Below are 13,012 nucleotides of genomic sequence, written 5' to 3' on the forward strand. Positions count from 1 at the left end.
GTTGTCCGGGTCACCCCCTGAACTGCCGATCGCGGTGCTCGACGCGCTCATGCCCACGACCCAGCGCTTGGCCGTGAACCGCCGGGGCTCCATGGTCTGGGAGGTCGAAGGCCATCGGGGCCACTACGCTGTGAAACTCGGCTACCCGATCGAGGCTACGGCCGACTGGCCCGCCCAGCCCTGGACCGCGCTCGCCCCCGCGCGCGAGGGTGCCGTACTGCATCGCCTCGGCTTCGATGACTTCGCGTACGGCGAGTGGGAGCGCGGGACGTGGAACTTCCAGCCGTGGCACGAAGGGCCGGGCCTTTACCACCTGTGGGAGCCCTGCCGTAGGCAAGACTCGCCCGTCGAACCGCACACCAGCGTCGCACTGGGCTGTGTCGAGGCCCTGGCCGAACTCCACGCCAAGGGCTGGGCCCATGGTGACGTACAGCCCGCCCACTTCATCATCGGGCGGAGCGGACGCACCTCATCGACCTCGCCCTTGCCCGGGGCGGACACGTGCCCGAAGGGTACGACTTCCCGTTCCGCGGCTGCCTCGTCCACTACGAGGCACCGGAGATTGCCCGAAGCGTGCTCGCCACCGGAGAAGCCGAGCCAACGCAGGGAGCCGACATCTACGCGCTCGGTGCATCCCTGCTCATCTCCGCCACGGGCTGGCGGGCGGTCGAGTATCCGGACGGCGCTCCGCGCCCCGTTCAGAGAGAGGCCGTGGCGAACGGGAAGCGTCGCCCCGTGAAGGCGCCCGGCGAGCTGGGTGAACTGATCGACGCGATGCTCAGCCACGCTCCCGAGGATCGGCCCACCATCTACGAGGTAGGCAAGGCCATGAGCTGATCCCGAAGCGCCGGTTCATCGGAGCCGCTCGCACGGCTGCGGCCGACAAAACAAAGACCGGACCACCCCTCAGCCTGGACAGCATTCCGGGTGGTCCGGTCACGGAATCCCTGATCAGGACCCCGGTGCCGATGGTACCGGGGCAGTTGGCGTGCTCGGATGCCGGTGCTGCTGCAACCCGGCTTCGCGTTGTCGAGTGAGAGAGGTTCTGACCTGAGCCACCGAAAGTCAGCCACGACGGCGCGTGCGCCGAACGAGCACCCGTCACGTGTGTCTCCAGCAACCCAGTGCCGGCCTCAGCCACGCTTCTTCCATCGTCACGAGCCGCACCTCGATCGAGCCTGGGCGTTGCCGACGTGTCCTGTCCACTGGGATCGGATTGCGGCTCAGTGGGCCATGTGGCATGGAGGGGTGGGCGGTTGGGTGACGTGGTCGCGCTTGGTCGGTGTCGGCCCGGTCCTGGTGCTCGGCGTGGTCGGGGTTGCTTCCTGGTCTGGCTGTACGCCTTGGCGATGCTGCGCGCTGAGCGGGTGGGGGCCGCCGGAGCGGTGGCAGAGACATGGAGCGGCGGCGGCCCTTGGCCGCCAGCGCGCGCGGCCCGCCGTAGGCGGGCCGCCTTGATCCAGTAAAGAAACTCTGAACAGCTCCGCTGTGCTGGGCCCCTGGCCGGTCGCGCAGACATGCGCTGACCCCGACCTCCCACCCGCTCGCCGGCTCCTGCACCGCTTTAGCCCGATAGATCCGCATTCATCCCCGTTTGTTCTGGCGGTCGCTGGAATTTATCCACAGGCGGGGGATCGCAGGATGCCATTACGCGGTTGGTCGGGGCTTACCAGGCCACGCCGTGACCATTTCGTGACCTTGGCCGGGTGCTGGTGGTCGGCTTCGTGGTCGGCGGTGAGTGGTGCGCTGATTTTTGTCCGGCGACTGTCACACCGACTGGTTCTCCGGCACCTGTAGCAAGCGAGTACGGGCGTCCGACTGGAGGTGGAGAAGTGGCGTGGATCACAGAACTAGAGGTCACACCGATGCGGATCTCGGCACCCCCCATAGGCGATCCCCGATGGATCGAGCGGCACAACATAGCGCCGAAGTGCCGGTTACCCAAACCGGCGATTCTCCGGACTATTGATGCTCCTGACCGAGGACTGGAAGGACGAGTGATGTGGGCGCAGGGAGACGCCAGTTCCCGTCCAGCGGGACGCAGAGGAATCCGAAGGACGGTTTCTGCCCGCCCTGCGGGAGTGCAGCGCAGCGCACCTCGTACGTGTCCGGTCTGGCAGGTAGACCTAGCTCAACAGCCGCGATGACGGCTTGCCGAGCGGTACGGGCAAGCCCTGATCCGGCGGTGGATGACCGCTGGGCAAGCCTTCGGGCAAGCCCTCGACGGTTGGCTGAATGCAACAACGGCACAGCAGTGAACGGGGAGACATGACCGAGCAGATGCGCGACTCAGAAAGGGAGTTGATCGCCATTCACAGCCGGGAGGCGGCAGAGGTGGCCGCACTGGTCCGCGAGATGAGGGCCACGGTGGCAAGGCTCGGCCATGAAGCGATGGAAATGCGGCAGGAGGTCGCTCGGCTCAAGACTGCGGCGGCTAGGACGGCGGCGGCTGCTGGGCCTTCTTCAGGGCCTCGACTTCCCGACGCAATTCCTGGTGCTCCGCACTGAGTGCTCGAATCTCGTCGCGCAGGGCGGCGAGTAGTTCGATGAGGGAGGACCCGGCAGATTCGTTGCCGGGCTCCCCCTCCTCGACTTCTGCGTCCGGCTCTTCCTTACCCTTCTTGGCCAGGTACCAGGCGGGCGGGTTGTAGCCGATGGTGAACTCACCCGTGCGGTCGGCGACGTCGGCGACGAAACTGCCCCGGCCGTGGATGGTGTAGATCAGCCCTTCGTCCCGCAGCACGTTCAGGGCGCTTCTTGCGGTCATGTTGGCAACGCCGAAGCGCTCTTGCAGCTCACGGACGGACGGCATCTGTTCGCCGGGCTTGAAGCGGCCTTGCTTGATGTCGCGCCGAAGCTCGTCGGCCGCGTGCTGATACGGCGGCCGGCGGTCCTGCTTCTTGTCTGGCGCGGGAGTCATGCCCCAAGGGTAGCGACTCCTAGCTCCCCTAGCACACCCCACTGACATAGCTGAACTGCGCCACTGGACACCTAGCTCACCCTTATGACTTGACAGTGCTAGGTGAGCGAGGTTCTATAGATCACGCCTCGCCGCCCGGCGGAGCACCTAACGAAAGGACGTAACACCCATGGCTCGTATCCGTGTTGGCCTGCTCCCCACCGCGTCGTTCATGGTCGGCACCCTGCCGGTGCCGAAGTACGCGGACGCCGAGAAGACCCAGTTCGCCGTGGACCGCGAAACCGGCGCAAAGCTGATGACGATCACCCTCTTCTTCATGGAGGAGGACCGTGCCGAGGCGCTGAAGATCACCGTTCCTGAGACCGGTCTCCCCAACGGCCTCAAGCCCGGCCTGCCGGTCATGCCGGTGGAGCTGTTCGCCACCCCGTGGGCCCGGATCTTCAACGGCCAGCTCTCGGACGGCATCGCCTACCGCGCCGACCGCCTGGACCTGGTCGGCGGACCCGCCCCGGCCGCTGAAGCGGCGTGAGCGGCACCGCATTCCGGTTCGGCGCTGAGCGCAGCTACCCGCTGGCTCACGCCGGGCCGGACCCCCGGTTCACCGAGTCACTCGTGAACTCGGTGGCGGCCGTGCTCGTCGGCTACGGCTACCCCCGCCTCGCCACCTGGCAGGACTGGGCGGCTCTCGAATCGGCCCTGGCGGCCTTCCTCTACAACCCCAAGGAGCAATGAATGTCCGTGCAGGAGGTGTTCGGCCTCGCCCCGCTCGTCGCGCTGCTCGGCCTCGTCGTGTTCGCCATGTGGGCGGTGGTGTGGGTGGTCCGCTACGTGCGCGCCGACGCCATGACCCGGCAGTCCATCCGGCAGGCCGTGCGCGTGCGATGGGGCTGGAAGCGGCTCGCGCAGATGCTGAAGCTGTGCGCCACGGACAAGATGCCGACCGCGCTCGCGTCGCTGGCGAACACGGACGGCAAGCCCGTCAAGCCCCGCGTCCTGGTACCCGCACTGAAGGTCACGCATGACGCGTACGGGGTGATCGCACGGGCGACCTGTCTGCCGGGCGTCGGCCTGGCGGAGTTCCAGAAGGCGGCCCCCTACCTGGCGGATGCCTGGCGTATGACCCGAGTGTCAGCGCTGCCGGGGGACAAGCCCGGACAGGTCATGCTGCGCGGGGTGCGCGTGGACCCGCTGATCACGCCGACGGTTCATGTGCCCAGCGGCCGCCCGCCTGCGGAGTACGCGACGTGGGACCTGGGGGTGGACGAGTTCGGCATGCCCGTCTTCGTGCCCCTCAAGGAAGTGCCCGGAGTGGCTATCGGCGGCCTGCCGGGCTTCGGGAAGACCTCGTGTGTGAACCGGCTGGTGTGCGACTGGGCGCCCTCGCCGGCCGTGCAGTTCGTCTTCTTCGACGGGAAGGTGTCCCACGCCCACGAGGGCGACTACGCCGACCTCGTACAGCGGGCGTTCGCGTTCTGCGGGGATGACCTGGAAGAGGCGAACAAGCTCCTCAAGGAGCTGGTGGAGCTGCGCCGTGCTCGCTCCGCGAGCATCCGCAAGGTGCTGGGCAAGAAGAACATGTGGCACGTCGGCCCGTCGGCTGACTGGCCCCTGATCGTCATCGTCATCGACGAGGCCCATACCTACTTCCGCGACCACAAGGGCTCCGACACGGCCACGAAGCGGCTGGCGGCATTCGCTGCGGAGAACGCCCGGCTCACGGAGGACCTGGTGAAGAAGGGCCGCTCAGTCGGTTTCCTGACCCTGCTCACCACGCAGAAGACCACCGGGGACGCCATCCCCACCTTCATCCGCGATGTCTGCCCGGTCGGCCTGTCCTTCGCGCAGAAGACCGCTGACGCCGCCGTGGCCGCGCTCGGCGACGACATCCGTGAGTGGCCCGACGCCAGCCCGGTCCTTCTCCAGGACCCCGCCTACGTCGGTGTCGCGGTCATGTCCCAGCACGGACGCCTCGGCTTCATCCGCATCCGCACCCCCTACGTCGCCGACGAGGACGCCGCCCGCGTCGCCGAAGCCACCGCCCACCTGGTGCACCACCCGGCCCGGCTCCTGGAGAACCTGACCGGACGGACGGTCGTGGACCTCACCAAGGACGACCCCGAGCCCCCCGCCATGGCGGCCTGACATGCGCAGATTCATGAGGATCTACATCCGGCACATGCGTAAGGCGATCACCGCTCAGGACTTCGACTTGGCCGATCGGATCGGCATCGCCGCCTATCGCGTCGCCAACGCCAACGAGCGTCGGGTCCTGGAGACCTACCTCGGCCCGAACGCCGCCCGCCGGGCCGGCCTCGCCCCCAGGCCCTGACAACCCTGACCGATTCCCCACCGACACCACGAGAGGAGGTGAACTCCCTATGACTGAGGATCGGATCACCCAGCGCACCGTGACCGTCGTCATGGGCATCATCGCCGCCCTGGCGTTCGTCTTCTCCTTCGGCAACGTCTGGGCCCTGGCCCTGCGCCTGGGCGTCCCCGCCCCCATTGCGCCCCTGATCGCCCCCATGGTCGACCTGTCCGTGGTCGGTCTCCTGGTCGCCCTGCGCTACCTCTCCCTGCGCGGCGTCCCGTCCGAGCAGATCAAGGCGGCCAGTCGCCTCATGCACGTCTCCGGGCTGCTGACCCTGGCCCTCAACATCGCCGAGCCCATCGTCGCCCGGCACTACGGCCGCGCCGCTGTCGACGCCGTAGCCCCGGTGCTGCTCCTCGGCTGGGGAGCGGTCGGCCCGCAGCTCCTGCGCTCCTTCCACACGGTCGCCACCGATGCAGCCGACCCGGCTCCCGCTGTCGACACGGAACCGGCTCAAGAGTCCGTCCCGGCTCCCGTCGAGACGGAACCCGCCCCGACGCCTGCCCCGCCCGTGACGGCGAACCCCGCTCCGCTCGCGCCGCTCTCCACCCCGGACCCCGTCACACCCGTGGCTACCGTGCCTGCGGTCAAGGTGCCTGAGCCGCTGCTGACCGAAGCACGCTCCATCGCCGCGTCCCATCACGCCGAGCACGGCGAACCCATCACAGCGGCCCAGCTCAAGAGGCGACTCGGCATCGGCCAGCCCATGGCCACCGCCCTCCACGCCGCCCTGTAGCGCCACCTCCTCCACCGGCCTTCCCGGCGCTGCCCACCCTCGCCCGCCCCTGGGCCGAACGCCATGCCTGCGGGCAGCAGCCTGAGCGCACTGAATCGCTGCTGCCCGCAGGTCCCACCCTCGCGCCAGAAGGGAGACCCGCCCCCCATGCGCCGCCCCCTCGACCTGCGCCACATCATCAGCCCCAGCCTGCGGGACCTGATCGAACTGGCCAACACCCACGACTTCGACCGCGTCACCGAACAGGTCCGCAACCTGCACGGCTGCACCAGCCCCGTCAACCTCCACGGCTGGACCGTCAGCACCGACCCGACCACCAAGGAAGTGGTCCGCTCCTACCGCTCCGAAGACGAACCGTCCGGACGCCTGCTGACCACCTGCGGCAACCGCCGTGCCTCCCGCTGCCCCGCCTGCTCCCGCGTCTACGCCGCCGACACCTACCACCTGATCAAGGCCGGACTGTCCGGCGGCAAGAACGTCGCCGAAACCGTCCGCGCCCATCCCCGCGCCTTCGTCACCCTCACCGCCCCCTCCTTCGGCCCCGTCCACAACCGCCCCACCACCGACGCGGGCAAGCCTCGGCCCTGTGCCTGCGGCCAGACCCACGCCGAAGACGCGCCGAACAGGCCGAACCCATCAAGGCCCTGCCCGTCCAGCAGCACGTACGGCAGATGATCCGCACCGCCTGGGCCCTCGGCCACCTGCCCGAATTCGCACACCTCAGGCTCTGGAAGTGGGCCCACATGCTCGGCTTCCGCGGCCACTTCTCCACCAAGTCCCGCGCCTTCTCCACCACCCTCGGCGCACTCCGCGACGTACGCCGCGCCTGGCGCCTCGCCCAGGCCGAAGCCGCCCGCACCCGCGCCGGCCTCCCCACCACCGACGAGACCGCCCTCGTCACCGCCTCCTCGTGGACCTACCTCAGCAGCGGCTACCGCCCCGGCGAAGAACTCCTCGCCGCCCAAGTCCGCCACGACATCGCCCACGCCCAACGCCTCAAGCAGGAAGGACTGGTGCCCGCATGACGACGGCCGTGCTCACCGTGGACCAGGTCGCCGAACGGCTCGGCATCAGCCGCTGGAAGGTCCACGACCTGATCCGCTCCCGCGAACTCCCCTCGTTCAAGATCGGCCGCTGCCGCCGCATAAGCGAAGCCGCCTTGGACGCCTACGTATCCCTCCGCACCGAACAGGAAGCCGCCTGATGGCCAAGCCGAAGAAGAACGCCAACAACGAAGGCACCATCTACCAGCGCAAGGACGGCCGTTGGGAGGGCAGTGCGTTCGTTCTGACGACGAACGGCACATACAAGCGGCGCAGCGTCTACGGCAAGACCTGGGACGAGGCGCACGAGAAGCTGACCAAGCTCAAGGCCGACTCCCTCAACGGCCTTCCGGTCGCCACCACCAAGATGACCATCGCCGAGTACCTGGCGTACTGGCTGGCGAACGTCGCCAAGAGCAAGGTTCGCAGGACGACGTACGTCAACTATGAATCCCTCGTCCGCAACTACGTCACCCCGGAGTTCGGCAGGAAGAAGCTGACCCGGCTCACCGCCCGCGACATCCGGGCCTTCCTGACCCTGACGGCGGCCACCTGCCAGTGCTGCGCGCAGTGCAAGGACAAGAAGCGGCCCGAGCACAAGCGGCGCTGCTGCGCCCTCGACAAGTGCTGCAAGAAGCTTCCCTCTGACCGGACCGTGCGCTTCCTGCTGGTGATCCTGCGGGCCGCCCTCCAGCACGCCGTACGTGAGGACGAGCTGCCCCGCAACGTGGCCCGGAACGTGGAGCTGAGCATGGGAACGCAGCGCGAGATCGAACCGCTCACCGTCAAGGAGGGGCGACAGCTCCTGGCGGCGGCCCGCGACAACCGGCTCTGGGCCGCATACGAGCTGGCTGTCCGTATCGGACTGCGGCGTGGTGAGGTGCTGGGGCTGCGCTGGTCGGACGTCGATCTTCACGAAGGTGTCGTGACCGTCCGGCAGGCCCTACAGAGGGTCGGCGGCGAACTGCTGATCGTCGCTCCCAAGACTCAGCGCTCGGCCCGCCGCGTGGCCCTGCCGGCCGAGTGCGTGACCGCGCTCCGCGCCCAGCGTGCTCAGCAGATAGCCGACCGGAAGGCGGCTGGCGCCAACTGGAAGGGGACAGGCCAGGGCCTCGTCTTCACCACGAAGAACGGGACCCCGATCGAGCCACGCAACCTGAACCGCTCCTTCGAGGCCCTGTGCGTCCGCGCCGGCGTCCGCAAGGTCCGCTTTCACGACCTGCGCCACACCTGCGCCTCGCTTCTCCACGAACAGGGCGCCGACGCCCGCATGATCATGGAAGTCCTTGGCCACAGCTCGATCCGCGTGACCATGGACATCTACACCTTCGTACGGCTCGACTCCCAGCGCTCCGCCTTCGACCGCGTCGGCGACGCACTGAGGGGTGACGGCAACGAGCCGGACGATGACGACGGCGCGACGGGCGTCCCCGTAGCCGTCTGATGTGCCACCGGCCCGTCCTCCGGGCGGTTGCCGTCAACCACTGCCGTCAAGGCAAAAGCCAGAGGCCCTGTGGATCACTCCACAGGGCCTCTGGTCTGCTGCGCACTCGGCAGGATTCGAACCTGCAACCTTCTGATCCGTAGTCAGATGCTCTATCCGTTAAGCTACGAGTGCTTGTCTGTGTTCTGTTTTCCCGCCGCTCCCGTTCCTTCCGGCCCGCTCGCGGCGACAGGAAGAACATTACATGACTGCCGCCGTCATGTGAAATCCGTTAGCCGCACCCCTTGTGACCTGCGAAAACGCGTTTCACGGGGGTCCGGGGCGACGGGCCCGGAACGGCCGAAGCCCCGGTCCGGGGACCAGGGCTTCGGTGAGGTGCGGAGGCGGAGGGATTTGAACCCTCGATGGGCTTTAAGGCCCAAACCGCATTAGCAGTGCGGCGCCATAGACCGGACTAGGCGACGCCTCCAGCAGCCGCTCGCGCGGGCGCGAGTGGTGTGTGCAGATGATGACACAGTCGAGCGTGCCGTCACCAATCGCCCCCCACGGTACTAGGCAGGCGGGCCGCAGGGCAAAGGGCTTCCCCGCCGGTCGGGGCGGGTGCGCCGGACGCCGGGGGCGCATGGTGCGCGCAACATCCGGGGGGCTACCGCGTTAGTCAGGTCATGTTGCAGGCCATGAGTCTTACGCTGCCCCGGCTCGCCCTCGCCGCCGGCGCCTCCCTCGCCGCCCTCACCTCGCTGTCCGCCGGCCCCGCGGCCGCCGACGTGCCCTCCCCCTTCTTCGGCCAGCATCGCGGGCACCACCACAGCGACGCCGATCACCTCACCGTCACCGTCCGTGGTGTGAGCAGTGGTGCTGATGGGACGTTCGACGTGCAATGCCACCCAAGTGGCGGGAGTCACCCGGAGGCGGGCGGGGCGTGCCGGGCGCTGGAGAGGGAGACCCGGTGGGGGCGGGATGTCTTCGGTCCCGTAGCCCGGGACAGCATGTGCACCATGCAGTACGGCGGCCCCGCCACCGCCCGCGTCACCGGAACGTGGGCCGGACGCCCCGTCGATGCCACGTTCGATCGCAGCAACGGCTGCGAGATCGCCCGCTGGGACCGGCTCGTGCCATTGCTTCCCGAGGCCCGCGCGTAAGCCTTCGTGCCGGGGCTGCCTGAGAGCTGCGCATAAGCCTTCACGCCGCTGCTCCCCGAGGCCCCCGTAAGCCTTCAAGCCGCTGCTCCCCGAGGGCCCCGCAAGCCTTCACGCCGGTGCCACCCCATGCCGCACATCAGCCCGCACCCAGGCCTTCCCCAGGAGCCGCACCAGCAAGACGTAAAGGTCCGGCACAGAGCCCGCAAACAGCGCGTGGCCGTGATGTGCGCGGGCGCGGGACGCGCATCCGCTCCGTGTCCTTCGTCGTGCGACCTCTCTCGCATCCCGCGCCGCGAGCACAACCCCAGCCCTTAGACTCCCTCGCGTGACACGTCGCGGGCCGGTTGGCAAGATGGCTCGAGCGGTCGGCAAGGTGCGGTAACAGGAGGGAAGCGTCTCGTGAGCAGCAGGCCATCCCGAGGCGCTGCTCGCCTCGCAGCCATACTGGACGCGCTGCCCGACGCGTTGGTGCTGGTCAACGCCAACGGGACCGTCGTCAACGCGAACACCATCGCCCTGGAGGCCTTCGAGGCGCCCGGGACCGCGCTCGTCGGGCGCGGGCTGCTGGATCTGTTGCCGCAGTTCGACTCGAGGCTCATCCCGGGGTCCATGCGGCGGCCCGACCACATCGACCCGCGCGGCCGGACCAAGCCGACCCGGATGATCGCCCGGCGGACCGACGGGAGCGAATTCCCCGTCGAGGTCACGAGCGCGAATCTCGAGAACGGTCAGCAGGCCTACGACAGTTACGGCTACACCAGCGACGAGCTGCTCATGCTCGTCGTGCGCGACCTCTCCGGCACCGTCGACACCGAGGCCGAGCTCGCCCGCTCGCAGCGGCAGACCGAGATGATCCTGCGGGCTGCCTCCGAAGGTGTCGTCGGGACGGACACCGACGGGCGGATCGTGCTCGTCAACCCGGCCGCCGCGCAGATCCTGGGCTACCGCGCCGGCGAACTCGGCGGCAAGGAACTGCACAACCTCGTACTGCACTCGCGCGCCGACGGCTCGCCCTTCCCGTACGAGGAGTCCGCGCTCGCCGACACCCTGCGCTCCGGGCGCAAGCACCGGGTGCGCGGGCAGGTGCTGTGGTCCAAGGGCGGGGACAAGGTCTCCGTCGACCTCACGACCGCGCCCGTGCGGGACGGCGATCAGCTCGTCGGCGCCGTGATGACCTTCACCGACCGGCGGCCGTACGACGCCCTCGCCGACGAGAAGGACGCCGTCGAGAAGCGGCACACCGAGGAGCTGGAGCGGCTGACCGAGGAGCACGCCTCCGACCTCACCGCCCTGCGCCAGCAGCACGTCACCGAGCTGGAGGAGCTGCGCGAGCGGCACGCGGAGGAGGTGGCGTCGAGCGAGGAGCGGTACGCCGCGCTCGCCGAGCGGGAGAAGGACCGGTACGAGGCCCTGGCCGGGCGGCACGATCAGTTGCTGACGCTGCTCGGGCGGTCGTTGCGTGGGCCGCTCGACGAGCTGCGCCGTGAGCTCGCCGCCCTCGCCGCGGACGACGCCGGGCAGCTGTGGCCCGAGGCCAACCAGGTCCTGCACCACCTCTCCGCCGGCTACTCCCGGATCACCCAGCTCATCGACAACGTCCTCGGCTACCAGCGGCTCGACGCGGGCACCGAGGAGATCACGCGTACGAAGGTGATGCTCGACGCGGTCGTCGCGGCCGGTGTCGACGGGGCCGTCGAACTCGTCGGCCCGGGGCGCGTGCAGTTCGCCGTGCACGCGCCGCCCATCGAGGCCGAGGTCGACCCGCAGCGCCTCGCCACCGCCCTCGCGCATCTCGTCGCGGACGTCGCCGGCGTCGACGCGACCGGCAACGCGCCCACGTCGGCGGGCGGTTACCTGGACAACACCGTCGTGGTCGCGGCGGCGCAGCGCGGCGAGGTCGTACGGATCGAGGTGCGCGGGCCGTACGCCGGGGGAGACCCGGTGCACGAGCCGATCGTGCGCGGGATCGTGCGCGCCCACGGTGGCGTGCTGCAGACGCATGAAGTGCCGGGTATGAGCGGCAGTGCGTACGTCCTTGAGGTGCCGCTCGGCGGTGGGGCGGGGGCCGTTGCCGCTCCGGAAGCTGCGCCCGAGGGGGGAGAGGAGACCTCCGGTGGCGGGCGGCGGCGCGCGCGGCGGGCCTCCACGGACGCCTTCCTGGAGAGCGAGGTGGCGGGGGCCAAGGCCGCCGAGGTGGAGGCCGCCGCTCCCACTGGGCGGCGTCGGCGCCGGGCCGCGCCGCCCGAGCCGGCGGAGGCGACCGGTGAGGCCGGTGAGGCCAACGGGGGTACCGGGCGGCGGCGTGGGCGGCCGGCCGAGGGTGCCGAGATCGCCGTAGCGGACGGTACGACGGACAGCGCGGCGGCGGACGGAGTCGCCGAGGGCGCTGTCGTCACGGCCGCCGAGCATGCCGCGGGCACCGCGGCGGCCGCGAGCGGCCTGGGCGGGACGGTCCCGCCGCAGGGCGTGCCCGCGTCCGGCGGCGGGCGGCGGGCCCGGCGTGCGGCGGGGGAACAGCATGCGCTGCCGGCGGCGTTGCCCGCGGCCGGGTCGGAGGCTCCTGCGGCGGACGCCTCTGCCGCGATGGTTCCGGCCGGGGCCGGTGCCGGTGCCGAGGGGCAGCAGCAGTCGACCGGGCGTCGGCGGCGGGCGCTCGCGGCGGCTCAGGAGCGGGCCGCCGCGCAGGAGGCGGGGCCGCGCACGGTGTTCGCGCTGCCGCCCGCCGAGGCGGATCGGGGGGCGGCCCCCGCGCCCGCCCAGCCGCAGGGTCCGGTGCCGGCGGCTGTCCCAGTGCCGGGGCAGGCTGCCCCGCAGGCCGGTCCGGCGCAGGCGCAGGTGCCGAGCCAGGGCACTCCCGGTGCCGTGCCCGCCGACGATCACGGCCGGCATGACGCCGTACCGCACGACCAGTCCGACGACCACACCCCGCCGCAGCCGCATCCGGCGAGCGCCCCGACGGGACGCCGCCGTCGGGTGGCCGCACCGCAGGCCGAGGGGAACGGAGTGCCCGCGCAGTCGATTCCGGCCCAGGTGACGCCGGTGCAGACGGCGCAGCCGCAGGCTCGGGCTCAGGTTCAGACCCAGCCCCAATCGGCCCCCGCCACACCCGCGGCCCAGCGGCGGAACGTCCCCGCGCAGCAGCCGTCCGGGCAGGTCAGCGTGCCCGCGCAGGGCGTCGCACAGCCGGTCCCGGGGCAGCCCGCGCCGACTCAGCCGACCCCGGCCCAGCCCGCCCCCGGCCAGCCGATCCCGCCGCGGCCACAGCCGCAGCCCGCCCAGGCCGCCGTACCCCCGCAGACCCCGGCCCCCGCCCGGCCCCTCCCCGCCGAGGCGGCACCGGCGCACAGCGCCACCCC

10 protein-coding genes, 2 tRNA genes and 2 pseudogenes are annotated in these 13,012 nt (G+C 70.2%); 11 read left to right on the forward strand and 3 right to left on the reverse strand.

Annotated elements, in window-relative coordinates; translation table 11 throughout:
- Position 1 precedes the first annotated feature (1 nt).
- Positions 2–837: pseudogene (locus SSP24_RS32010) on the forward strand (protein kinase family protein).
- Positions 838–2,434: 1,597 nt separating this feature from the next.
- Here the strand turns inward: SSP24_RS32010 and SSP24_RS32015 are convergent.
- Complete coding sequence (locus SSP24_RS32015) at positions 2,435–2,920, reverse strand: GntR family transcriptional regulator (protein WP_141313468.1); 486 nt, start codon at positions 2,918–2,920, stop codon at positions 2,435–2,437.
- Positions 2,921–3,089: 169 nt separating this feature from the next.
- On the opposite strand from SSP24_RS32015, the gene SSP24_RS32020 reads away from it, so the two are divergent.
- The 8 genes and pseudogenes from SSP24_RS32020 to SSP24_RS32050 all read left to right on the forward strand — a co-directional run bounded on the left by SSP24_RS32020 (position 3,090) and on the right by SSP24_RS32050 (position 8,514).
- Positions 3,090–3,449: an SCO3933 family regulatory protein gene (locus SSP24_RS32020; RefSeq protein WP_141313469.1), complete on the forward strand. Its 360-nt coding sequence runs from the start codon at positions 3,090–3,092 to the stop codon at positions 3,447–3,449.
- The gene (locus tag SSP24_RS32025; protein WP_141313470.1) at positions 3,446–3,652 is read left to right on the forward strand and encodes a hypothetical protein; all 207 of its coding nucleotides are present in this window, start codon (positions 3,446–3,448) and stop codon (positions 3,650–3,652) included. The genes SSP24_RS32020 and SSP24_RS32025 overlap by 4 nt, the downstream gene beginning before the upstream one ends.
- Complete coding sequence (locus SSP24_RS32030) at positions 3,653–5,062, forward strand: FtsK/SpoIIIE domain-containing protein (protein ID WP_141313471.1); 1,410 nt, start codon at positions 3,653–3,655, stop codon at positions 5,060–5,062. It begins immediately after the preceding gene.
- A gap of 13 nt (positions 5,063–5,075) precedes the next feature.
- Positions 5,076–5,249, forward strand: coding sequence for a hypothetical protein (locus SSP24_RS43095; RefSeq protein WP_167529752.1), 174 nt, complete (start codon positions 5,076–5,078; stop codon positions 5,247–5,249).
- Between the two features lie 49 nt (positions 5,250–5,298).
- Positions 5,299–6,027: a DUF2637 domain-containing protein gene (locus SSP24_RS32035; protein ID WP_141313472.1), complete on the forward strand. Its 729-nt coding sequence runs from the start codon at positions 5,299–5,301 to the stop codon at positions 6,025–6,027.
- Between the two features lie 147 nt (positions 6,028–6,174).
- A pseudogene (locus SSP24_RS32040) lies at positions 6,175–7,052 on the forward strand (replication initiator).
- The gene (locus SSP24_RS32045; RefSeq protein ID WP_141313473.1) at positions 7,049–7,231 is read left to right on the forward strand and encodes a helix-turn-helix domain-containing protein; all 183 of its coding nucleotides are present in this window, start codon (positions 7,049–7,051) and stop codon (positions 7,229–7,231) included. Before SSP24_RS32040 ends, SSP24_RS32045 begins: the two are co-directional and overlap by 4 nt.
- Positions 7,231–8,514, forward strand: coding sequence for a site-specific integrase (locus SSP24_RS32050; protein WP_141313474.1), 1,284 nt, complete (start codon positions 7,231–7,233; stop codon positions 8,512–8,514). Before SSP24_RS32045 ends, SSP24_RS32050 begins: the two co-directional genes overlap by 1 nt.
- A gap of 101 nt (positions 8,515–8,615) precedes the next feature.
- Here the strand turns inward: SSP24_RS32050 and SSP24_RS32055 are convergent.
- Together SSP24_RS32055 and SSP24_RS32060 are read right to left on the reverse strand one after the other, a co-directional pair.
- Positions 8,616–8,688: transfer RNA gene (locus SSP24_RS32055), tRNA-Arg, on the reverse strand.
- A 204-nt stretch (positions 8,689–8,892) separates the two neighbouring features.
- Positions 8,893–8,983, reverse strand: a tRNA-Ser gene (locus SSP24_RS32060).
- A 208-nt stretch (positions 8,984–9,191) separates the two neighbouring features.
- Between SSP24_RS32060 and SSP24_RS32065 the strand changes: the two genes are divergently transcribed.
- Together SSP24_RS32065 and SSP24_RS32070 are read left to right on the forward strand one after the other, a co-directional pair.
- On the forward strand, positions 9,192–9,656 hold the full coding sequence (locus SSP24_RS32065; RefSeq protein WP_141313475.1) for an SSI family serine proteinase inhibitor: 465 nt from the start codon (positions 9,192–9,194) through the stop codon (positions 9,654–9,656).
- Between the two features lie 399 nt (positions 9,657–10,055).
- Positions 10,056–13,012 (forward strand): PAS domain-containing protein (locus SSP24_RS32070; protein WP_141313476.1); only part of this gene is annotated, 2,957 nt, incomplete at its 3' end.

This window comes from Streptomyces spinoverrucosus (assembly GCF_006539505.1).
Taxonomy (GTDB): Bacteria; Actinomycetota; Actinomycetes; order Streptomycetales; family Streptomycetaceae; genus Streptomyces; species Streptomyces spinoverrucosus.